Annotated in this window: 12 protein-coding genes; 8 read left to right on the top strand and 4 right to left on the bottom strand. The window is 59.8% G+C overall.

From position 1 onward, the window contains the following. Positions 1-3 precede the first annotated feature (3 nt). Complete coding sequence (locus J8C01_RS03885) at positions 4-993, top strand: quinone oxidoreductase family protein (protein ID WP_014099290.1); 990 nt, start codon at positions 4-6, stop codon at positions 991-993. A gap of 115 nt (positions 994-1,108) precedes the next feature. On the opposite strand, the gene J8C01_RS03880 is transcribed toward J8C01_RS03885, so the two are convergent. After that, entirely contained in the window at positions 1,109-5,254 is a 4,146-nt protein-coding gene (locus J8C01_RS03880; RefSeq protein WP_211432446.1) for a protein kinase domain-containing protein, read from the bottom strand. Positions 5,255-5,476: 222 nt separating this feature from the next. On the opposite strand from J8C01_RS03880, the gene queD reads away from it, so the two are divergent. The 5 genes from queD to J8C01_RS03855 are packed head-to-tail and all read left to right on the top strand — an operon-like array spanning position 5,477 to position 13,992. Then, positions 5,477-5,854 (top strand): 6-carboxytetrahydropterin synthase QueD, encoded by a 378-nt coding sequence (gene queD, locus J8C01_RS03875; protein WP_014099288.1) that lies wholly within the window; start codon positions 5,477-5,479, stop codon positions 5,852-5,854. 12 nt (positions 5,855-5,866) lie between these two features. Next, a complete protein-coding gene (locus tag J8C01_RS03870; RefSeq protein WP_211432445.1) occupies positions 5,867-7,096 on the top strand; it encodes an MFS transporter in 1,230 nt (409 codons plus the stop codon). 60 nt (positions 7,097-7,156) lie between these two features. Continuing rightward, positions 7,157-10,924, top strand: coding sequence for a PD-(D/E)XK nuclease family protein (locus J8C01_RS03865; RefSeq protein ID WP_211432444.1), 3,768 nt, complete (start codon positions 7,157-7,159; stop codon positions 10,922-10,924). Positions 10,925-10,945: 21 nt separating this feature from the next. Then, the gene (locus J8C01_RS03860) at positions 10,946-11,425 is read left to right on the top strand and encodes a hypothetical protein (protein WP_211422857.1); all 480 of its coding nucleotides are present in this window, start codon (positions 10,946-10,948) and stop codon (positions 11,423-11,425) included. A gap of 32 nt (positions 11,426-11,457) precedes the next feature. Continuing rightward, positions 11,458-13,992 carry a glycogen/starch/alpha-glucan phosphorylase gene (locus J8C01_RS03855; RefSeq protein WP_014099284.1) on the top strand — a complete coding sequence of 845 codons (2,535 nt, stop codon included), beginning with the start codon at positions 11,458-11,460 and terminating at the stop codon, positions 13,990-13,992. On the opposite strand, the gene J8C01_RS03850 is transcribed toward J8C01_RS03855, so the two are convergent. Then, the gene (locus J8C01_RS03850) at positions 13,989-16,262 is read right to left on the bottom strand and encodes an AAA family ATPase (protein ID WP_211432443.1); all 2,274 of its coding nucleotides are present in this window, start codon (positions 16,260-16,262) and stop codon (positions 13,989-13,991) included. The genes J8C01_RS03855 and J8C01_RS03850 overlap by 4 nt on opposite strands. Before the next feature lie 115 nt (positions 16,263-16,377). Then, the gene (cysK, locus tag J8C01_RS03845; RefSeq protein ID WP_014099282.1) at positions 16,378-17,307 is read right to left on the bottom strand and encodes a cysteine synthase A; all 930 of its coding nucleotides are present in this window, start codon (positions 17,305-17,307) and stop codon (positions 16,378-16,380) included. 217 nt (positions 17,308-17,524) lie between these two features. On the opposite strand from cysK, the gene gltX reads away from it, so the two are divergent. After that, positions 17,525-19,054 (top strand): glutamate--tRNA ligase, encoded by a 1,530-nt coding sequence (gltX, locus tag J8C01_RS03840; protein ID WP_211432442.1) that lies wholly within the window; start codon positions 17,525-17,527, stop codon positions 19,052-19,054. Positions 19,055-19,064: 10 nt separating this feature from the next. Next, positions 19,065-20,198 carry a pyridoxal phosphate-dependent aminotransferase gene (locus tag J8C01_RS03835; protein WP_014099280.1) on the top strand — a complete coding sequence of 378 codons (1,134 nt, stop codon included), beginning with the start codon at positions 19,065-19,067 and terminating at the stop codon, positions 20,196-20,198. A 51-nt stretch (positions 20,199-20,249) separates the two neighbouring features. Here J8C01_RS03835 and J8C01_RS03830 read toward each other — a convergent pair whose 3' ends face one another. Continuing rightward, on the bottom strand, positions 20,250-23,198 hold the full coding sequence (locus tag J8C01_RS03830) for a TonB-dependent receptor (RefSeq protein ID WP_211432441.1): 2,949 nt from the start codon (positions 23,196-23,198) through the stop codon (positions 20,250-20,252). Positions 23,199-23,238: the final 40 nt, after the last annotated feature.

The raw sequence follows: 23,238 nt of genomic DNA, 5'->3' as shown, positions 1-23,238 counted from the left end.
CGTATGCCCACACGGCAAGCCATCATCGTTGAAGCTTTTGGCGGCCCTGATGTCCTCCACCTGATTACGGAAGAAACCCCAGCCCTTGAACCCGGTTTGATCCGTGTGGCGATTGAGGCCATTGGCGTCAATCGGGCTGACATCCTGCTCCGCACCGGAGCTTACCATGGTGCGCAGCCTCCGGCGCGGCCGGGACTCGAAGCGGCTGGCGTGGTGGTGGAGTCACGTGCCGCCCGGCTACCGGTTGGCAGTCGGGTTGTCATTTTTGGCCACCGGAAGGGTCTCTATGTGACGGAAGCCGTCGTGCACGAGGATGAAGTCGCTTTGCTTCCCGAAGTGGTCACCACGACGACGGCCGCGGCGCTGCCCGTCAACTGGCTCACGGCGTGGTATTGCCTGCACCGCCTCATCCGGCTGCGCCCGGATGACACGCTGCTCATTCCGGCTGCCGCCAGTGGCGTCGGGACAGCCGCTATCCAGATCGCGCGCCACGTCGGGGCGACGGTCATTGCGGCCGCAAGCAGCGCGGAAAAACTGGCCTTTGCCGCCCGTCTCGGCGCGAACATTCTGGTCAACTACGCCGAAATCAACCTCCTTGAAGCCCTCCGGGACATCACTGAAAACAAGGGCGTGACGGCCTTTCTCGATACGGTCGGCGGGCAGACTTTTGCCGATGGGCTCAAGGCGTTGGCTCCCTTTGGACGAGTGGCCGCACTGGCGAATGTGACGCTTGAACCGTCGCTTATCAACGTACGGGATTTCTACCCCAAGAATGCCCACATCTACGGCTTCCAGTTAGGCAACCTCATGGCGGCCGGGCGCTACCCGGAGGCACGAACTGACCTTGAAGCTATTCTGGCGCAGGTTGCCAACGGCACGTTTCAAGTGCCAATTGCGGCTACCTTTCCACTTGCTGCCGCCGCTGCCGCCCACAAACAACTGGAAAGCCGTACTGTCATGGGCAAACTGTTGCTGGTTACGGAGCGGTATTGAGCCAGCCAAAGGCAGGACGGCGTAAAACCAGACAAGGTACAGCCGCCGGAAAGCCGACCCTACTTGCAGGGTGCCCCTGTTGTCTCACGGCGTGCTGGTGAAGGCAGGGCGGGCCTCACTGGCCGTACACTTCCGCCCATTCCTCGTCAAAGGCCCGTGTTACCCGCGCAAAGCGGTCGGGAGGCACACTTGGATCAAGATTGCTCCGCAGGGCCTCGATGATGGCGCGCGCTTTCTCAAGATCAGTCCGGGCAACATCCACCTGCCGCAACAGCCGGTGGCAACGGGCCAACATCACCGCAATCCGCCACTGCCACGGCCGGGCGGTTTCATCCGGCAGTACCGCCAGTGCCTGGTGCATCAGTTCGAGAGCTTCAATCGGATGCCGGTCCAGACAGTGCCAATCGGCCAGCGCCAGCAGCGCATCACACTCGGCCGCCCGGTCACTGATGGATGAAAGCAGCTTCAGGGCTGATTGGAAGCACACCACGGCTGCACCGAGTTCCTCCCGCTGGCGATAGGCGCGGCCAATGGTCAGCGTCGCCAGCCCTTCAAGCTGACGGTTGCCAATCCTGAGGGCAATATCCAGCGCCGTCTGGGCCTTTTCGAGCGCCAGGGAGGATTCTCCCAACCCGATGTGGCATTCCGCGATGTTAATGAGTTCAATGCACTCACTGCGCGGACGATTGAGGTCCTGGGTAAGCTGGCGCGCCCGTTGAAAATGCCCTATGGCGGTTTCGTAGTCGCCCTGGGAGCGCAGGGCAAAACCGAGAATGCTGGTGGCAATCGAGAGGGCCAGCGGGTCAGACAGCCGCTCCACAGCGGCAATGCCTTCTTTGGCCAGCGCCACCGCCGTGGCAAACAATCCCTGCCGGGCGCGGACATAGCTTCCTTCCCGCAGGGCAATGGCTTCAATCTGGCGGTCCCGGATGGCGCGCGCCAGCGCCAGAGCTTTTTCCTGCGCATCAGCCGCACGCGCCAACTGCCCCAGCCGGTCGTACAGTGTACCAATCATTGCCATCGTTCGGGCTTCGGCGCGTTTGTCGCCCTTGCGCCGCAGGATTTCAAGGGACTGGTGGCAGTAGAGCAGCGCCGAGGAGTACTCGCTCCGGGCCTCGCACAGTTCACCAAGCGCCGCCAGCGTCTTGCCCCGCAGGTGCTCGTCCTGGGAAGGACGCGCCAGGGTCTGGGCAAGCTGGAGCTTTTTTTCAGCCTCATCCAGCCGGCCGATGTGAATGAGCATCTGCCCGTAGTTGAGGTTGAAGTCGGCAATGAGCCGCAGTTGCTCTACGGGCACGTTGTCGAATGATGCCTGCTTCTCATCAAAGATGACATCCACCAGGATGTTCAACCGGCGCTCGGCTTCTTCGGCCCAGCCGTAAAACTTAAGGGCCTCATCAATGGCCCAGCTCCGCCAGGCATGAGTTCCGGCCAGGGCGGCATAGCGCAGGGTGGGGAGATACTCCGCCGCGTGGTAGAAGTGAAAGGCCAGTTCACCCGCCAGGCGGCTGCTGCGCCCGGTCACGGTCGTCGCCTTTTCAAGCGCATATCCCACCGCGGCATGCGTTGTGCGCCGCCGCCGCCGGTTGAGCCGGTTGTAAAGCACCTTCTGCACCGTTCCGTGGCGAAAGCGGTAACTGTCTTCCTCGGCTTCGGTCAACTCGGTGATGATGCCCTGCGCCAGGCCCTCCTCGACCGCCGCCAGAACTTCCCGTTCCGGGCGCTCGGTCACTTCCACGAGCAGGTCAAAGGTAAAGTCCATGCCAATGACCGCTGCCTGGGACAACAACTCCAGAGCCGTCGGAGAAAGACGCGAAAAGGAAGCCTCAACGACCTCTACGACCGACGGCGGCAGGGAGACATCCGTCAGTGGCGGAAACACCCAACTGTCTTCCTGACGCACAATATGCTGGGTCTGCACGAGGTGGCGCAGAATCTCGGCCAGAAAGAACGGATTGCCACGGGTCTCCGCATGCAGACGGGCCACAGTGCTGCTGGCAACCTTCAGATTGGGAAACGTTGTGTGGAGCAGCGCCGTGGACTCCTCCAGAGACAACGGTTCGAGCGTCAGGGACTGATACCCAACCGACTGATTGACAGCCCGCATCCAGTTGCGCAGGGGATGCTGCTCGGTCAGCACTTCCGTCCGCGCCGTGAGCACCAGCATCAGTCGTTGCCCAACGGTTGAGCGCGCCAGATACGCCAGCAAATCCAGGCTCAGCTCATCAGCAAAATGCGCGTCATCCACAAACAGCACCGTGACCTGCTGGTGAGCCAGCGCCGCGTACAGCGCCACCAGATAGTCAAAGGCCAGATAGCGCTCGTGCTGGTTTTCCGACTGTACGGAATCACAGAAGTGCAGAAAGCCGTCCTCGGTGGCAAACTCCAGCGACACCCGCTCGGCCAGCGGACCGAGAATCTGCTGGACGACCGGCGGCTCATTGGCTTCAAGCAGCAACTGCAAGCTTCCCCGCAGGCTGTCGTAGAAGGACTTGTACGGCGTCCCCTGACCAGCCTCGTAGAAGGGCATGGTCAGAAAGGTGACTTCCTGACCGGCGAGTTGGCGGCGAAATTCCTGGAGCAGACGGGTTTTGCCGATTCCCGTTGGGCCAAGCACCAGCACCGGCTGTCCGCGCCCGGCCACCGTCCGGTCAAACATTTCCCGCAGCCGTTGCAGTTCCCGTTCCCGACCGACAAAGGCGTTGAAGTTCGGGTGGGCGCGCAGGGTGGATTCATCCAGCCCCTGCCGGTAAATGCCCCCCGGCACCTGCCGCTTCGCCGCTGCCAGTGCCTGCCCACCCACATCGAGCAGGCCAACACCAGTGACCGCATCATCCGGGGACACCACCACAGCAATCGTCACCTGCACCGGCAGTCCCCCGGTCACTTCAGCCCGCAGGAACCGTTGCTCAGCCAGGCGTTGCTTCATCCGGTCGGCAAACACGATGGCGTCGGCCGCCGTGTTGCCAGGCAGAAGGATGGCAAACTCATCCCCGCCCAGCCGCGCCACAATGCCCAGTTCACCCACGTGCTCACGCAGCCAGTGGGCCAGTTCCCGCAACAGGCTGTCCCCCACGGTGTAGCCGAAGCGGTCGTTGACGGCCTTCATGCCATCCACCCCCACCAGCAGCAGCGAAGCCGTCCGGCGGGCGGCAACGAGACTTTCCACCTCCTGCTTGAGAAAGGTCAGGTTCCGAATCCCGGTCAGGCTGTCGTAGCGGAGTGTTCCCGACCGGCGTACCACCAGGGAGCGCGGCGTGAGGTGCTCGGAAGTGCTCCCGAACGTCACCGGCGGCAGTGAACCGGTCGTATCACGGGCCGGTGGGGCGGAAAAACCGAACGACCCCGTGGCCCTCACGTTGGTCAGCGACAACTGCAGGTCCTGAGCCAGTTCGGCCGCCGTCTGCGGCCGACGCGCCGGGTCTTTCTCCAGCGCCCGCAGCACGACATGCTCCAGCGCCCAACTCAGCTCCGGGTTCAAATCGCGCGGACGGCGCGGCGCTTCCGTCGCCTGCTGGATGATGACGGCTGAAACCGTCCGGGCATTGAACGGCACGCTCCCGGTCAGCAGTTCGTAGAGAATGATGCCCAGGCTGTACACATCCGACCGCACATCGAGCGGCTCGCTCCGGCATTGCTCCGGCGACATGTAGTGGGGTGTCCCCACCATCAGCCCGTATTCGGTCAGCTTTGTCATGGCTGACGTGGCCGCCTGCTCATGCAACTCGGCGACGCCGAAATCCACCACTTTGACGACTTCGCTCCCATCCCGCATGCGCGCCAGCATGATGTTTTCCGGCTTGAGATCGCGGTGCAGAATCCCTTCCTGATGGGCAGCATGAATGGCGGCGCACACGCTGGTCATAATGGCCACGGCGCGTTCGGGAGACAGACGCCCCACCCGTTTGAGTTCTTCCCGCAGGGACTCCCCGGTGATGTACTCCATGACCATGTAGGCGCGGCCATCGGGCAGCGTCCCGAAGTCATAGATGGACACGACGTTGGGATGTTTGATCCGGGCCGCAGCGCGCACTTCACGTTGGAAACGGGCGACCGCCAGCGGAACGGATTTTGACTCCGGTGAAAGCACCTTGATGGCAGCCGTGTCGCCAATTTGCAACCGCACGGCCGCATACACCGTGGCCATCCCGCCCACGCCAAGCACCCGTTCGATGCGGTACTTGCCGTCCACCGTCATCCCCAGCAGCGGGTCCGGCTGGTCATCGGTCATTTCCATCGGCGGCGACTCGCGTTCGGTCATGTGCAGGCCAAGGGCGTGATCACCTACATCCTGGAGTGGCTTCAGATGCAGCTCATCACGGTGAAAGATGACGAGTCGAGGGTTTCGTTGAGTGTGCGCGCCCTAAACGGTATGGGCCGCAGTCGGGCCACGTCAAGCTGTTGCCGACATTCGGCCGTACGTTGACGCCACAGGCATTGTGCGTAAGATCACCTTCAGTTTTCCAGTTGTTTACAGCGGACTATGCGTGTCGAGTTGGCGAAAACCTTTACGTTTGAAGCCGCCCATCATCTGCCTCACGTCCCGCCCCACCACAAGTGTCGGCGGTTGCACGGCCACAGCTATCGTGTGGAGATTGTCGTGCGCGGTGAAGTCGATCCCGAACTGGGCTGGCTGATGGACTTCGACGCCATCCGGCAGGCTTTTGAGCCGATCCGCCAGCAACTGGACCATTACTACCTCAATGACATTCCCGGACTCGAAAATCCCACCAGTGAAATCCTCGCCCGCTGGATTTGGGAACGGCTCGCGCCGGCCTTACCTTGTCTGTATCGGGTGAGCATTGCCGAAACCTGCACTTCGGCCTGCCACTACTACGGTGAGGCACCAGACAATGCGTAAGAGTGGATGCTTATGATGTCGAGTCCAGACCAGGCGCGGCGGGCATCGCTGCTGATTTTTATCGTTACACTGGTTGACCAGATTGGCTGGGGGATGGTCATCCCCATTCTTCCCACCTATGCCCGCACCTTTGGCGGCTCGGCAGTGGTCGTCGGATGGCTGCTGGCCTCGTATTCCATTGCCCAGTTGCTCTTTGCGCCAGCCATCGGGCGGCTTTCAGACCGCAAAGGGCGCAAGCCGCTACTGCTGGCCTGTATGGGCGGCTCGGCGGTGGCAGCCGCCGCCACCGGAGCAGCTTCGCTGCTGACGGATAGCGCGTTTGCCTTGGGCGTCCTGTTTCTGGCGCGGGCCCTGGATGGGGTGACGGGCGGCAACACGGCGCTGGCGATGAGTTACGCCAGCGATGTCAGCCCCCCGGAGCGACGCGCCCAGAGCTTGGGCCTCATCGGCGCGGCCATTGGGTTGGGCTACACGATTGGCCCGGCACTGGGCGGCATCATTGCCCACTACACCGATGCGGCCACGCCGTTTTATGTCGCCGCCGGACTGGCACTCAGCAATGCGCTGGTGATGTGGTGGCTGCTGCCGGAAAGTCTGTCTCCCGAACAGCGCGCCGAAGCCACCCTCCAGCACCAGGAAGGGCATATCACCTCGCTGGGGAACTGGTTCCGGCACCCACAGCTTGGGCCCCTGCTCATCATCAATTTTCTGTTCATCGTGGCGGCATCCTGCTACCAGATGATGCTTCCGCTCTACACCAACCTCCGCTTCGGCCTTGGGGAACGCGACAACAGCTACCTGTTTGCCTTTCTCGGTCTCACCATGACGGTGGTGCAGGGTGGCTGTATCCGTCCGCTGGTTCACCGTTTCGGAGAGCGCACCATCTTTGCGGTTGGTATCGGACTGCTGACAGTGACGCTGGCTGTTGCCCCATTTGCCGATACCGTTACGGGACTCGTCTGGCTGTGTGGCGGCATGGGCGTTGGGACGGCGCTCGCCAACCCGACCCTGCTGGCCCTGCTCACCAACCGCGCTGCCGAGGACGAACGCGGGGAAGTGCTGGGGGTGGCCGCTTCCGTTGCCAGCCTGGGGCGCATTCTGGCCCCGGCCTGGTGCGGCTATGCGATGAAACACGTCTCTGTGGCGTCCCCCTTCGTCACCGGGGCATCCGTTGCGGCGCTGGCTGCCGCCGTATTCCTGGCCTTTGTGGCGGTCAAAACAACAGCCTCTGCCCGGTCGTGAGTTGACAGCCATCCTCCTGGCTGTCAGTTTCCAGCCGTACCGGGCACAGGAGTGACAACGATGAGCACGACGAAGGTTGGGCATACCATCTGGCGTGGCCCGCTTCTGGGCAACCAACGTCAGGAATTGCTGAAAGAAGTCAGGGAGTACCTTCAGCAGGGGTCACGGTCGGGCGCACCGGTCGGCGGCCACAGCGTGATCTATCTCGTGGCCTCGCGTCCCATGCTCAAGGCCATTTCCCTGGAAATCCTCGCTGGACAAAAGGGCGTCTTCGATGGGCTACCGGTGTATCTTTTCAACGGTCTCCTCCGGCGGCTGCTGCGGACGGCGCGCGTCAAACACGAGGGGATCGGCTGGCAGAAGGTGGCTTACCGCCGTGACATCAGCGCAGAGGATTATCCGCTGCGCCGTCCGCTCATCGCCCAACTGATGCGGCAGCTTGCCCGGCGTGGACAGCTTCCGGCATTCGGCCAACTGGCTACGGCGCGCGGCTGTGTGGCTTCTGTCACGCGGCTTATCGGTGAAATCACCCGCGCCGGAAAAACCGCTGCCGAGTTTACGGACATCGTCGAAAACCGGATTGCACGCCTCCAGGAGAGCTTGCCGACCCCTCCCTCTCCGCAGTCAGCCGAACAAATCTATGGCTATGAACGGGATGTGGCGCAGATCATGCAGTGCTATGCCACGGCGCTGAATGGCGGCATACCCGAAAACAGCCCGCATCAATCCCATACGGGTCAATCCCCGGCCGCCACAGAAAAGTTCACCGAGAGTGATGCCGATTACCTGCGCGCCATGGCCGCCCTCAACGGCAGCCTCGATGGACTTCCCTGCCAGACTCCACTGTTGGATGGAGTGGAGTGGCTCATCGTGGATGGGTTCTTCGACCTCACGCCGGTACAGGGCGAAATTCTGCGCCGCCTCATCAAACGGATACCGCGCGTGACGTTTAACTTCGACGACGACGCCGACAATCCCAAAGTTTTTGCCGCCGTCCACGAAACCATCGCCAAGATTCGGGAAATGATGGGCGAGGGTTGCCAGGAAGTCGTCTTTCACGAACGCACTGGCAGCCAGCCGGTGACGCGCCTGCCCACGGCTCCGGGTCTTGATGTTCTGCGCCTGGGACTGTTCAACCCGGCGTTTACGCCCCCACCGGACACACCAGTGCCGGTTTTTCTGGCCGTGGCGCCGGACATCGAACGCGAACTTCGCCACATTGCCAAAACCATCAAGCGGTATGTCCGTAAAGAGCGTCGGTCGCCGGCCGACATCGCCATCGTACTCCGCGACCGGGACACCTACGGGGCGCACCTGCGGCGGGTGCTCAGTGATGAAGGAATTGCCTATGCCCTTGACGAACGCCTGCCCGTGACCGACATCCCGGCCGTACGTGCCTGGCTCAAGCTCGTCGCCGCAGCCGCCGACCGTCCCCTTGGGGACACAACGCCCGACCGGATACCGGTCAGCCGGCTGATCGACATTCTCAAAAGTGACTATTTCACGCTTCCCGGACACCAGATGTCTGCCGACGACATTGAAAACGTCGTGGCTTTTGTTGGTGAACAACTCCACCTTGCCGACTGGCTGAAGCGTGCCGAATGCCTGGCAAAAGCTCTCCCGCCGACGGAAGCGAACAGCAGTTCTCCCACAGCAGACGAAGAAGAAACCGGCGAAGGCAGCGATGTGGAGTCAGGCGAGCCAATGGTTCGCCCGGATGCCGTCACGGCCACGCAGTTGCAGGAAGCCGGGCGCAGCCTGCGGGAGTTGGGGCAAATCCTGGCGGAAATTCCCATCGAAGGCCCGGCTGGCGAGCTAAACGCAGCCATTGAGCAGGCCCTGAGCCAGCTTTTCTACGAAAAGGCGCTTGAAGCCAACATCCAGAAAGCCATCGGTCAACCACAGCAACGTCTCCAGGCCACCCTTGACCTGCGGGGGCTTCAGGCAGTCCGCCGTGCAGCCATCGCGGTGGCCGATGCCGAACGGCTGGCGACCCGAAGCCTTGCCGCCACGCTGGGTGAGCCAGCCACGGCTGACGGTAGCCAGCCGGCCCGGATGACACTGGCGGTTTTTCTGTCGGACATCCTGCAGGCACTCGATGACCTGACCTTGCGCGTCGAGCCGGAAACGTTCGGCGCAGTACACATTCTCGAAGTCACCACCATTCGCGGCCTGCATTTTCCCATCATCTTCGTTCCCGGCATGGTTGAAGGCGGCTTTCCGCCCCGGCTGCCGGGCGACTGGTTGTATCCGCCCGCCGAGCGCGAACGCCTCAAGGAAGACGGTCTTGTTCTGGAAGACATCTCCCCGGCCACCATGGTCAAGGAAGAACACTATTTCTACCAGGTTGTGTGCCGGGCAACTGAGGCCGTCCACCTTTCCTATCCGACCGTCGGCGCGGAAGACCAGGAACTTGTCCCGTCCTCGTTTCTGGCTGAAATCCAGCGCCTTGTGCCGGCCACAGCCCCCGGTGGAAAGCATCACGTTCTGGTTGCCAAGGGCTATGACGGCGCAACGTTTCTCGAAGCCACCACCCGCCACGAACTGCTCCGCCAGACAGCCGCCGCAGACGCTCGGCTGCGACGCGGACGGGTAACGGCGCAACTCACTTCAGAACTGGTACAGGTCGGTCAAACAGGAGGGAATGACACCCAAGTATTGTCTCCGGCCGAACAACTGGCCGCAGTGCAGGACTACATCCAGCAGCAACAATGGCTTTCGGACAATCTCCGGCAGCGCCAGCAGGTGGAGGAAAACCGGTACAGTCGTCTCTGGACACCTTTTGACGGCCAAATTGAAGACTGTAATTTGCAGGCCGAACTCGGCAAACGGTTCGGAGAACAGCATGTCTTCAGTGCCACAGCCTTCAATGAGTACGCTGCCTGTCCCTTCCGTTTCTTTGCCCACCGCGTCCTCCAGTTGTACCCCAGGGTCAGCACCGCCCTCGATCTGCAAGCTTCAGAACGCGGGCGGATTCTCCACGATATTCTGCGCGACTTTTACCGGGCCGGGCCCCTGCCACACCAGAGCACAAGCTCTGAAACAGCACTCACCCGTCTCAGAGAAATCGCTGAAAAAGTATTTGTACAGTATGAGCAACACATTCCGCCCCTCAACATGAAAATATGGGCAATTGAAAAACGTATCCTGATCACCTTTCTGGAACAGTTGATTGCCGAGGAACTATCCTACGACAAAAAAGCGACACGACATATCACAGAGCTGGCTTTCGGCATGAAGATAACCGGAGCTGATGAATCCTCTGTCTCGCAACCTCTGGAACTCACGAACAAACAGGGGCAAAAAATTCTCCTCCGGGGCCAGATTGACAGAATTGATGTGCTGAAAGCAAAATTGCCTCAGGCAGAAAAAGAGCAGGAATTTTTCATTGTCTATGACTACAAGCTTTCAAAAGGAACTTCCATTGATGAAATGAGGAAAGGACGTGATGTGCAGATTGCAATTTACCTGGCATCAATAGAGAAATGTTTTCCCTCGCTTCAACCTGTCATTGGAGGCGGATACTACTCCATCACGAAAACACCGCGCTGCCGTAATGGACTCTACCGATCCGATGGCGAAAAACTGTTGCCAAAGGAGCAGAAGCACTACTTCCTTTCAAAAGAAGAATTCAGGGAAACCTATGAGTCAATCCTGGGTTATGTGTGGAAGTACAAAGAGAAAATCGAAAAAGGGCATTTTCAGGTGCTCCCGTTACGTGGACCGGAAGAATGCCGGTTTTGTGATTTCAAGCCGGTTTGCCGTTATGAGACACACAGAATCCAACGCAAACACAGAAGAGTGACGGAACAGTGTAAGACAGTGTAAGTCGGTCAAGGCAAAAACATCATGTTTCTAAAAGTCTTCAGCTTTGTAAAGATGCCGCTCGTGGTGATTTTTCTGGTTGCCATGGGACGGTTTATCACCGGGATTTCAGGCATTCCATACGCACCGCGTGGAAATGCCATGTTTTCCATCGTCAACACCATGCTACTCAGTTCACTCTACTTCGGGGCATTGTCGTCACCGGTTGGCAGATTTAGCTGGACAGAAACCGTACTCATTGGTCTCATCATCGCTGAATTTGCAGAAATTCTCATCTGGATAATGACTTTTGTAAGTCTGATAGGAAATTTGCAGAACTCATATTTCCTGCACTGGGACTCACTGAATATCAAGGAAGGAACGGAAATTGGCTATAGGGCTTTGATTCCACGCACGGTTGCCTTGTTTACAGCACCCATTCCCTGTATCTTTCTGGCCTGTCTGGGAAGGTTCGTCTTCTCAAGATTGATTCCTCTGCCAGCACAGGCTTCAGGCGGACGTTAGTCATTTTTCAATCCAGGAAGGGAGAAACTGTTATGTCCGAAGTAAAAACATCACTTTCAGAATCGGCTGCCAATCTTTCAGCGTATGAGAGTTATCACGGACTGACCGCCGAAGCCATACAGCGGAGCTTTCTTGACCACCTCGAATTTACGCTCGCCAAAGACCGCTTTACCGTGACCCATCTGGATCAGTATCTCGCCTTGGCCTATGCCGTTCGTGATCGGCTCATTGAACGCTGGTTGCGCACTCAGGATACTTACTACCGGGCTGATGCCAAACGGGTCTATTACCTCTCCATGGAATTTCTTATGGGACGCACGTTGGGCAATGCCATTGTCAATCTCAACCTCAAGGAAGAATGCCGGAGAGCGCTGCTCGACCTTGGCTACCGGCTCGAAGACATTCAGGAAACTGAACCAGATGCGGGACTTGGCAATGGGGGGCTTGGGCGGTTGGCGGCCTGTTTCCTGGACTCCATGGCGACACTCGCACTGCCCGGCTACGGCTATGGTATTCGCTATGAGTACGGTATCTTCAACCAGGAGATCAAGGACGGTGAGCAAGTCGAACAGCCAGACAACTGGCTTCGGTACGGAAACCCGTGGGAAATTGCACGACCGGAAGTGCTCTATCCCGTCCACTACTACGGGGAGGTAGTCCAATTTCCAAACGGGAACGGCAAAATTGCTCACAAATGGATCAAAACCGAAACGGTTCTGGCTATGGCTTATGATACGCCTATTCCCGGATATGGTGTCCAAAATGTCAACACACTAAGGCTTTGGTCGTCGAAAGCATCACGCGAGTTTGACTTCCACCACTTCAATGAGGGTGATTACATAAGCGCCGTCAGGAGCAAAACAGAATCAGAAACCATCTCAAAGGTTCTCTACCCAAATGACAACCGGCACTCAGGCAAAGAACTTCGGCTAAAACAGGAATACTTTTTCGTTGCCGCCACACTTCAGGACATTATCCGACGCTACAAGAAGACAAGAAAAACTTTCGACGAATTCCCTGACAAAGTAGCCATACAGCTCAATGACACACACCCAGCCATTGCTATCGCCGAGCTGATGCGCATTTTTCTTGATGAAGAGAATATCCCCTGGGAAAAAGCCTGGGAGCTGACCCAGGCGACAATCGCTTACACTAACCACACAGTGCTTCCCGAAGCACTGGAAAAATGGACCGTTGAACTTTTGGGCAAAGTTCTGCCACGTCACCTGGAGATTATCTACGACATCAACTATCACTTCCTCCGGGACGTCAGAGTCAGGTACCCCAATAATGAAGAGCTTGTCCAAAGAGTCTCTCTTGTTGAAGAGCCGGTGCCCGGCATTCGTCCCAAGTCCATACGCATGGCCAATCTGGCTATTGTTGGCTCACACCGGGTCAACGGTGTGGCAGCACTGCATACTGAAATTCTCAAGCGCGACCTGTTCAGGGATTTTGCGCTGATGTTTCCTGAAAAGTTTGAAAACAAGACAAACGGCATCACGCAAAGGAGATGGCTGGCATGCTGTAACCCTCAACTTGCCTCTCTCATCACAGAAGCCATTGGCGACAAATGGATGACCGACCTGTATGAGATGGAAAAACTCATTCCCTTTGCCGATGATCCGGGTTTCCGGCAGGCCTGGCAAAAAGTCAAGCAGGACGGTAAGGATATTCTTATTGAAGTCGTCAACCAGACGTGGAAACACAAGCTACGTATAGACAAACAATCTCTGTTCGATTGCCAGGTCAAGAGAATCCACGAGTACAAGCGGCAACTGCTTAACCTGTTTCACGCCATCACGCTGTATAACCGCCTCCGCCACCAGCCGAATCTCGACATAGTGCCAAGAACTATTTTCTTCTCAGGAAAAGCAGCTCCAGGTTACCGTCTGGCAAAGCTCATCATCCGCCTTATCAATGCTGTTGCTGACATCATCAACCACGATGTGGTCACAAGAGACCGCCTGCGGGTTGTTTTCCTTCCAAACTATCGTGTTTCCCTGGCAGAAAAAATCATGCCGGGAGCTGAGCTTTCGGAACAGATTTCAACGGCCGGTATGGAAGCCAGCGGCACTGGCAACATGAAGTTTGCTCTCAACGGTGCCTTGACTATTGGAACACTCGACGGAGCCAATATTGAGATTGCTGAAGAAGTTGGACGTGATAACATCTTCATTTTTGGACTCACCGTTGAGGAGATCGCTAAGCTCAAGCCACACTATTCACCTTGGGACTACTTCCACTCCGATCCAGAGCTGAACGAAATACTCAACATGATCGGCGCCGGATACTTCAGCCCCTTGGACAAAGAGCTTTTTCACCCAATTCTGTTCTCCCTGCTCGAAGGGGGCGATCAGTATTTCGTTCTGGCTGACTATCGTGCATACGTTGAATGTCAGGAGCGCGTGGCACAGGCCTACCTTGACCAGGACCAATGGACACGGAAATCCATTCTCAATACAGCCAAAATGGGCAAGTTTTCGAGTGACCGGACAATCCAGGAGTATGCCCAATCCATCTGGAGAGTTTCACCAGTGCCAGTCAACATGGTGACTTGTGAGGTTTAAGGTGTCAGGGCCGCTTCTTCGGTCAGCAGAGGCGATGTCAGGTCCGGCTGTTTTCCCGGGGGCGGCGGAGATGGCGCAGGAGAAGCCGCAATTCCCAGCAGTGACATCGCTGCCTGGAAGTCTTCTCCGGTCACAAGCGGCTGAGGTGACGGCACGGACCGGTCCACATACCGGAGAAACGCCACCCGTGCCGCCGCATGACAGAGTTCCTCGATGTCCGCGCCGGATTTCCCGGCTGTTGCAGCAGCCAGTTCCTCCAGCCGCACGGACGGATCAAGCTGCATGGTCCGGGTAAACAGCCTGAAGAGCGCCAGGCGTTGTTCCTGCACCGGCAGCGGAACGTGGATTTTTTCTGACAGGCGCCCGGCACGCAGCATGGCGGGGTCAATGAGGTCAAGCCGGTTGGTTGCCGCCAGGATAAAAAGGCGGTCGTTGGCCCGCAGCCCGTCCATCTCGGCCAAAAACTGATTCAGGACACGGTTGACGTGGGGGGCAGCCTCAGCCGCAGCGGCTGACCGTGCACCAAACAGGGCATCGGCTTCGTCAAAAAAGATAATGCTCGGACGATGCGCCCGGGCGCGCTGGAACAGCTCCGTGACACGCCGTTCCGACTCACCAGCCCACTTGGCATAGATGTCACTTGGCGTCACGGCATAGAAGCTACACCGCGCCTCGTGTGCCAGAACACGCGCCAGCGTAGTTTTACCGGTTCCCGGCGGGCCGTACAGGATGGCCCCACGGGGCGGGGTCAGCCCAAAGGACTGCCCGGCCTCGGGGTTTTCCAGCAGATGCTGGATGAGGCGAAACGCCGCCCGTACTTCTTCTGTCAATACAATGTCTGACCAGGAGCGGCGTGTGCCTACGAAACGCTCACTGGCTTCAAACTTCGACAGCGCCGCTGCCAGGTGGTGGTCGGCAATCGGCTGATTGGCAGCAAAGGCTTCCAGGGCGGCGGTGTTGACGAGCCGTGCCAGGTCAGCCGCCGTACATCCGGCCGTGCGCTGCGCCCAGTGCTCATAGTTGATGTCTCCAATGGGGCGCGCATGCAGCAGGTTTTCGAGCATGGCGCGGCGTTCGTTAACTTCCGGTGGATGCAGCGTCACGCGCCAGTCGAACCGTCCGGGACGGACCATTGCTGCATCCAGTACATCCGGCTGGGAGGTTGCCGCCATCAGCACCACGCCCGGTTTCTGCCGAATCTGCTCGATGTGCTGAAGAAAGGCTTCCAGAAAGCGGCGATGCTCGATGTTGGACTCCGTATCGCGCAGGTTGGCCGCCAGGCCCTCGAAGTCGTCAAAAAACAACAGGCACGGAGCGCGCTGCGCCGCCTGCTCGAAGACCTGACGCAGACGTTCGACGCCTTCTCCCGACCATTTCGAGGTCACTTCGCTGAGGGTGACGCGCACGAGCGGCAGTTGAAACTCACCTGCTGTCGCTTCCGCCAGAAAGGTCTTGCCGCTGCCCGGCCCGCCAATGAGCAGAATGCCGTTCAGGTGAATGCGATACTGCGCAGCCCGCTCGGCTTCGAGCACAATGCGTACGGCCTGGGCAATGGTCTGCTTGGCTTCCTGGTATCCCCCAACGTGGGCAAAGGTCGGACGCCCGCCGGGTTGTGTTCTGGATTGGATTACTGATGCCGATGAAGGCGCAGGTGAAGGCAACGGGCCAAGCTGCTCCAGAGCCGCACGGTAGGTTTCATTTTTGGGTTCGCGGCGCAGGGCTTCTGTAAAATGCCGCCGTGCGGCTTCAAGGTTGCCAAGCTGACAGTAGGTGAGACCCAAGTTGTACTGAATCAGTCCCGGCGCGTCCGGGTAAGCCCGCAAAAACGTTTCCGACTGCGCCGCCCGGTGATAGGCCGCCAGCGCGGCTGACCAATCCTGAAGGCGAAACAGAACATCGCCCAGTTCATTGTGATAGGTGCCCCGCCGTGGCTCCAGCCGGATTGCCGTGTGGTACGCCTCGCAGGCCGCGTCAAGGTCTCCGGCCAAAAACAAGGCGTAGGCGAGATTGGCGTGGATGATACCCCGCTCACGTGGATAAGCCCGCGCATGCGGGTCACAGGCAATGGCTTCCCGGTAGGCAGCGATGGCAGCCGCATAGTCCCCACGTTGCAGATGTTCGTTGCCGCGTACATTGGCAGCGCGCGCTTCCGCAATATCCATGGCTTCGGGTGTCACAAAGGCAAGATGAACCACAGCCTGCTGGCCGGCGTGGGGGTAGAGCCTCCGTGGTGGTTCCACTTCCACTATCGCATGCGCGTGCCGTCCCATGCGAAAAAAGTCTTGCCCTACGCTGTGGCAGATTGCTGTCAGCGGTATCCAGAGCAGGACTTCTGAAGGGGATGGGGGTAAGAGCAGGTAACGGGGAACAAGCCGGAACCGCCTGTCAGGGCAGTTCGTCGAAAATTCCCTTGCTCATGTAGCGTTCGGCGCTGTCCGGGAAAATCGTGACGACGTTCTTCCCTTCTCCAAGCCGGCGGGCAAGCTGGATGGCGGCAAAAGCGTTCGCACCGGCCGACCCACCGCACAGGACACCTTCCTCACAGGCCAGGCGGCGCACCATGGCGAAGGCGTCGCGATCGGTGACGGCAACCACTTCATCGCACAACTCGCGGTGAAAGTTCTCCGGGATGAAGCTTGTGCCAATACCTTCGACCTTGTGTGGGCCGGGCTGCCCGCCGCCAAGCACCGAGCCTTCCGTTTCGACGGCAATACAAACCGCGTTTGGGTTGCGTTCCCGGATGTAGCGGGCCACACCGGAAAAGGTCCCGGCCGTGCCGCAGCCAATGGCAATCCCATCCACTTTGCCGCCAAGCTGTTCATAGATTTCGGCCCCGGTCGTCAGGTAGTGAATGCGTGGATTGGCCGGATTGCTGAACTGCTGTGGCACAAAAGCATTCGGGATGGATTCTGCCAACTCCAGCGCCTTGCGAATTGCGCCGGGGATGCCTTCTTCATGAGGCGTATAGACCAGCGTCCCGCCCAACGCCTCAGCAACCTGCATTTTTTCACGGCTGTAGCCTTCCGGGACGCACAGGATCACCCGGTAGCCGCGCGTCCGTCCGATGAGCGCCAGCCCAATTCCGGTGTTACCAGCAGTTGGCTCAATGATGGTAGCGCCGGGCTTGAGCAGCCCACGCTGCTCAGCATCGGTGATGAGGCCCAGCGCGGCGCGGTCTTTGATGCTTCCGCCGGGGTTGAGGTATTCAAGCTTGGCGTACACATTGGCGGCTCCCGCCGGAACGACGGAGCGCAGGTGAAGCAGGGGGGTTTTGCCAATGAGTTCCGTGATGTCTTCCGTAATACCAAGTGCCATGGGATGTATCTTTAGGGTGATGGTTGACAATGGCGATGCTATTGTTGCCGCAGTTCCAACGCAACGATGCGATACACCGGGCGGGCCGTGGGGTCCCAGTTGCCAGCCCGGTCGTTCATAGACCGTCGGACGTGACGAACGGCCGGATGTTTTGCTAAGACTTGGCCGACCGGTCGCCCGACGCCGGAACTTCACGCCCACAGGACACCAACCTCTGATGAACTCAGGCATCCGCGTCCGCTTCGCGCCTTCTCCGACTGGCTACCTGCATATCGGCGGGGCGCGCACGGCGCTCTTTAACTGGCTGTTTGCCCGTAAACACCACGGTACATTCATTTTGCGGATTGAAGACACGGACCGCGAGCGTTCCACACCGGAAGCCGTGGCAACCATTCTGGATGGCTTGCGCTGGCTGGGACTTGACTGGGACGAAGGCCCCTTTTACCAGTCTGAACGGCTGACGGCACACCGCCAGCTTGCCGAACACCTGCTCGCGGCCGGCCATGCCTACAAGTCCTACGAAACCAAAGAGGAACTGGAAGCGATGCGGCAGGCGGCCGAGGCAGCCAAACAGCCCTTTGTGTTTCGCGGCCGCATCCTGTCCCCCGCAGAAGAGGCGCAGCTCACGGCCCAGGGAATACCCTATGTCGTGCGGTTCCGTGTCCCCCGGACGGACGGCGCCGTGACGTTCCACGATCTGGTTCACGGGGAGCAGACCAAGCGCTATGCCGACATCGAGGACTTTGCCCTGCTCCGTTCGGACGGCTCACCGCTCTACATTCTCAGCAACGCGGCCGATGACATTGCCGAACGGGTGACGCACGTTATACGTGGGCAGGACGGCCTTGCCAACACCCCCAAACAACTGCTCATCTACCGGGCGCTGGGCGTCCCGGAACCCACCTTTGCGCACCTGCCGCTCATTCTGGATGGCAAACGCGCCAAACTCTCCAAACGCAAGCATGGCGAACGGGCGACGGTGCAGTTCTATCAGGCGCAGGGCTTCATCCCGGACGCCTTTCTCAATGCCATTGCCCTGATCGGATGGTCCCCCGGTGACAACCGGGAAATCCTCTCGCGGGAGGACATGATCGCCGCCTTTGATTTTGCCCAGGTGAGCCGCACCAACGGGATTTTCAACCTTCCGCCAGCGGACCAGCCGCTGGCCGACCCACGGCAGTTCACCGACCCGAAAGCCCTGTGGCTCAACGCAGAATATCTCCGTACTCTGCCGCTCGACCGGTTGCTCCCCATGGTGCAGGCGCAGCTTGAGACGGCCGGACTCTGGAAGCCTGCCTTTGCTACCGGTGACGGGCAGGCGTGGTTTGCCCGTACGGTGGATGTCATTCGTGAGCGTTTCCGCACGCTGGTGGACTTCACCACCTACGGGCGGGCGTACTTTGACGACACCTTCGACATTGACCCGGAAGCTGCCCGGAAAAACCTGCGTGACCCCCGCCTGGCAACGTGGCTGCCGGAACTGGCCGACACGCTCGAACCGCTCCCGGACTGGACGGCAGAAGCGGTCGAAGCGGCGCTCCGGGACTTTGCTGCGGCCCGGGAAGTCAAGGCCGGGTTGTTCATCAACGCGGCGCGGGTGGCGCTCACGGGACAAAGTGTAGGGCCAAGCATGTTTGAGGTCTTTGTCCTCATTGGCCGCGAGCGTTCCTGTGCCCGCCTCCGCGCCACCGGGCAACGGCTCATGGCCGAAGCGCCGGCCAGCCGTGACGCGGCGGCCACATCCTGAACATTGACCCATGCCCGGTTTTCTCGCTGACGCCGACCTGACACCCAATCGCATCGAACAGGCACGCCAGCGCAAGGGGCACTACATTGACCTGACGAGCAGCAACCCAACCCACCAGGGGTTGCTGTTTCCGCCGGATGTGCTGCGGGCGGCGGCGGCCGGCTACTGGAACAGCCGGTGTTACTGTCCCGATCCGCACGGCTGGCCGCCAGCGCGGGAGGTCATTGCGGCGGACTACGCCCGCCGTACACCGCCGCTTGAGGTAGCACCGGATAACATTTTCATCACCGCCAGCACGAGTGAAGCCTACAGCCTGCTCTTTGCGCTGCTCACCGAACCGGGCGACAACGTGCTGGGTCCCGATGTCACTTATCCGCTGTTTGAGCATCTGGCGGCCATGCACCACGTGGAATTGCGTACCTACCGGCTGGATGAAGCCCACGGCTGGCGGATTGATGAGGATTCACTGCTCGCGGCAACGGATGCGCAGACCCGTGCCGTTCTGGTGGTGTCGCCCCACAATCCCACCGGGATGATCGTCCAACAACCACTGCCGGCGCTCTGCCAGCTTGGGTTGCCCGTCATCTGTGACGAGGTGTTTGCCACTTTTACCTACCGGGCCTCAACCAGCCCGCCGCTGGGAACCTTGCACCCGGAACTTCCGGTCTTTCATCTTGACGGTATTTCCAAACGCCTGGCCCTGCCCGATCTGAAGTTGGGCTGGATCGCGCTGAACGAACCAGCCGCGGCCAGATTCGGGACGCGGCTGGAAATCCTCAACGATGCCTTTCTGAGCGCCAATGCCCTGACCCAGTTCATGCTGCCGACGCTGTTTGAGCAGGGGCAGGCTTTCGTACAGCACATGCGCGACCGCCTGCGGGCGGCGCTCGATCTGGCGCTTGCCCGGCTGCGCGGCTGCCCACAGGTGACCGTCCACCCGCCGGATGGCGGCTACTACCTGTTTCCACGGATTGCCGGGTGGGAGGACGAAGAAGCCCTTGTACTGGAACTCCTCGAACATGGCGTCCTCGTGCATCCCGGCTACTTCTACGGCTGCGAGCAGGGCGTTCACCTCATGCTGTCCTGCCTGACAGAACCCGACCAGCTCCGGGCCGGCCTCGACATCCTTGCCCGCCATCTCTGAATGGCATCTCTGAACGACGCTTTTTCCCGGCTGCCCGTCCGGGCAGCGCCGCTAAAACGTCATCCGAAACCCGACCTGTATCTGACGCGGCGGAAAAGCGCGCCGGTAGCGATCAGGGGTGACGATGAACCGCCCGCCACGGCGCGGCGGAAGATTGAACTCGGTGTTGAGCGGAGGATTCACCGGTGGGAAGGTACGTCCGAACTCGCGCACATTGGTTCGGTTGAAAAGGTTGAAGGCTTCGACAATGCCTTCGAGCTTGAAGCGGTCCCGGTTGATGCAACGCCGCGCCAGGCGCACGTCGAGATTGTAGAACGCTGGCGTCACCCCGACGTTGCGCCCCAGCCCGGCCGGCCGGTCATTGGCATCGCCGTTCCGATTCAAATCCACCCCGGCCAGCAGATTCCACGGACGCCCCGAAACCGCCGTGAAGATGTAGGACAGGGTGTAATCCCGCAGCAGAAGGTGTTTGGAATACTCCAGCTTCCACACCCCGGACATCACCAGCCGGTGGCGGGCATCCTGAATGGACAGCGCACGCTCCTGACGCACGTCGAGTGGCTCGGCAAATTCCTGCAAAGACGTACGGAAATCCACATAGTTGTCAATGGCTTTCGACAACGTGTAGCTGGCGCGACCGGTGAAGCGTCCGACCCGCCGTTCTACGCCAAAGGTGACGCCGTGATAGTAACTGTCATAGGCGGCGGCATATTCATTCACCGTTCCCCGGCGGGGATCGAGACGGCCGTTAATGGCACTGTCGAGCGGATCGACACCCGGACGGACGACCGGGTTGATGTTGCGCAGCGACAGAATGCGGTTGCCCCGCACGTAGTTATAAACGACCGAAAACAACGTTGAGCCAAGCTGGGACTCCAGGCTGAGGCTGGCCTGCTGGGTGTAACTGACCGGCAGGCGCCGGGCAAACTGAAACTCCAGTCCAAACTGGGGGACAGGCTGAATACCAAAGGGGAAATCGCCCGACGGAGGAAGCTGCCGGTTGGGTTGGGTAAAGGGCAGGATGCTGAAGGGAAACGGCAAAACGAGTGTCCGGCGCGTCAACGGGACGATGGTAAAAATCGGAAACGTCAGATTGCTGGCCGTGAACAGGCCGTAGCCGCTCCGTACGGTCAGTTTCTGGAGAGGCTGCCAGACCAAGGCGATGCGGGGTGATACAAAGCCTTTGTTTTCCGGTGTACTGCGCGCGCGTATCAGGTCATAGCGCACACCAAGATTGAGCCTTACGGCCGGATGCAGCGAAACATCATCCAGGGCAAACAGGCTCCAGGCGGTTTGCGGTATCCGCGTCGGCTGTGGGTCAAGAAAGCCCTGCCGGTAGTCATTCGTGATGGGCAGGACATCCAGGGGCAGCACCGGAAAGCCGGGGAAACGGTTGGGCAGACCAGCCCCGATGAGTGCCAGCACCGCCTGCTGCTGGGGTGTGCGCAATGTCGGGTCAAAAGCCTGGAGCGCCGACATGGACGGCGAGCCGGGCGGACCGCCCAAGGCGGCAAGGCTGACGGCTGAGAAGATAGCCTGACCACCTTCACTGGCCGGCTGGCGCTGCCGTGAATCCACCCGCAGGACATCCCCGCCGAATTTCATCTGGTGGCGGCCACGCACCAACCCTACCGAGGTGAAAAACTGGTAGGTCTGGGTGTCGCGGAACTGGGGCAGAACGAGGGATTTCCCAAAAATGACCTGTCCTTCCGGGGCATTGATGGCAATGCGCGGCCCCGGATCGGTGGCACCGATGTCCTGCAGGCGGGTGCTGTAGAGAAAGCGGCTTTCCACCACAAAGGCCTGTTGGCTGACAAATGTGTTGTTGACGGCCAGGTTGTGATCGGTCAGCCGCTGCTCTCCGGTGAAGGTGCTGGCGGTCAACCCTCCGAAGGGTTCAAAAGCCGTATTCACCTGCCCCCCGTAGTTGTAGCGCACCGTGAGGTTGTCTTCCGGTGTGATCTGCCAATCCCCCCGGACAAGGGCCGTCGAGCCACCGGTGCTGAAGGGAATGCTTCCGGTCTCGAACCGAAATCCATTGCGCAGCGCTGCAGCGCGCACGGTGTCGGAAATGGTCACGACGGTGTTCTGCCTGATGTTGAGCCGCTCTCCGGTCACAAAGAAAAACGCCCGGTTGCGCCACAGCGGGCCCCCGGCCGTGAGGCCATACTGGTACTGCTCGAAAGGCGGCTTGCCGGGCGTGAGGGATTCCCGCGCACTCAGGGCGGCGTTGCGAAAGAAGCCAAAGAGTGACCCGCGAAACTGGTTGTCGCCGGACTTTGTGATGATGTTGATGATGCCGCCCAGCGCGCGTCCGAACTCGGCGGAATAGCCATCCGAAACAACCTGAAACTCACGCACCGCCTCCTGCGAAAATGTCGAGCGGATGCTCCCGGACGTGGCATCGTTGTTGTCCAGCCCGTCAATGGTGAGGTTGTTCAGCCGTGGTGACTGGGCATTGAAGGAAATGCCCGACGTTGCCGTAGCGCCCTGGTCGGGCAGGTTGTCCGGGACAGTTCGCGCCGCTGTAATGGCAAATTGCAGGAAGTCACGCCGGTTGATGGGGAGTGCCGGGATTTCATTCTGCCGGATGTTCGTGGCCGATTCAGCCGCATTGCGGGCATCGGCCACGACTTCGATAACGTCGGTCGTCCCAGCCGTGGCCAGTGTGATAACCACCAGCGCCGTTGTGCCAAGCGAAAGGCGGATGGTCTGCCGCCTGTCCTCAAAGCCGGCCGCCCGGGCGCGCAGTTCGTAGTCCCCCGGCGGCAGGTTGAGAAATTCGTACGTGCCGTCCTCACGGGATTGAACCGTACGCTGTATCCCGGTTCCCACCTGAAGGCAGACAATTTCCGTGCCGCCGATGACCGCCCCGGAAGCGTCGCAGACCCGCCCGGTGATCGTGCCGGTTGTTGAACCGCTCTGGGCGTAGCCCACCGGTGACAACAACCACAGCGCCAGAACCAACAAGCTGATAATCCAGGGAACACGAACGGCCATGACCCAAGTCTGACCTTGATGGACTTTGTGACACAAAAAC

This window comes from Chloracidobacterium sp. D, assembly GCF_018304685.1.
Lineage (GTDB): Bacteria > Acidobacteriota > Blastocatellia > Chloracidobacteriales > Chloracidobacteriaceae > Chloracidobacterium > Chloracidobacterium thermophilum.
Note: the sequence above shows the minus strand (reverse complement) of the source record. Positions and strands in the feature narration are given on the sequence as shown.

Excerpts from the sequence above, each read along its gene's own strand:
- J8C01_RS03855 (WP_014099284.1), top strand. The coding sequence starts at position 11,458 with ATGTCCGAAGTAAAAACATCACTTTCAGAATCGGCTGCCAATCTTTCA.
- J8C01_RS03870 (WP_211432445.1), top strand. The coding sequence starts at position 5,867 with ATGATGTCGAGTCCAGACCAGGCGCGGCGGGCATCGCTGCTGATTTTT.
- cysK (WP_014099282.1), bottom strand. The coding sequence starts at position 17,307 with ATGGCACTTGGTATTACGGAAGACATCACGGAACTCATTGGCAAAACC.
- J8C01_RS03860 (WP_211422857.1), top strand. The coding sequence starts at position 10,946 with ATGTTTCTAAAAGTCTTCAGCTTTGTAAAGATGCCGCTCGTGGTGATT.
- J8C01_RS03850 (WP_211432443.1), bottom strand. The coding sequence starts at position 16,262 with ATGGGACGGCACGCGCATGCGATAGTGGAAGTGGAACCACCACGGAGG.
- J8C01_RS03880 (WP_211432446.1), bottom strand. The coding sequence starts at position 5,254 with ATGACCGAACGCGAGTCGCCGCCGATGGAAATGACCGATGACCAGCCG.
- gltX (WP_211432442.1), top strand. The coding sequence starts at position 17,525 with ATGAACTCAGGCATCCGCGTCCGCTTCGCGCCTTCTCCGACTGGCTAC.
- J8C01_RS03835 (WP_014099280.1), top strand. The coding sequence starts at position 19,065 with ATGCCCGGTTTTCTCGCTGACGCCGACCTGACACCCAATCGCATCGAA.
- queD (WP_014099288.1), top strand. The coding sequence starts at position 5,477 with ATGCGTGTCGAGTTGGCGAAAACCTTTACGTTTGAAGCCGCCCATCAT.
- J8C01_RS03830 (WP_211432441.1), bottom strand. The coding sequence starts at position 23,198 with ATGGCCGTTCGTGTTCCCTGGATTATCAGCTTGTTGGTTCTGGCGCTG.
- J8C01_RS03885 (WP_014099290.1), top strand. The coding sequence starts at position 4 with ATGCCCACACGGCAAGCCATCATCGTTGAAGCTTTTGGCGGCCCTGAT.
- J8C01_RS03865 (WP_211432444.1), top strand. The coding sequence starts at position 7,157 with ATGAGCACGACGAAGGTTGGGCATACCATCTGGCGTGGCCCGCTTCTG.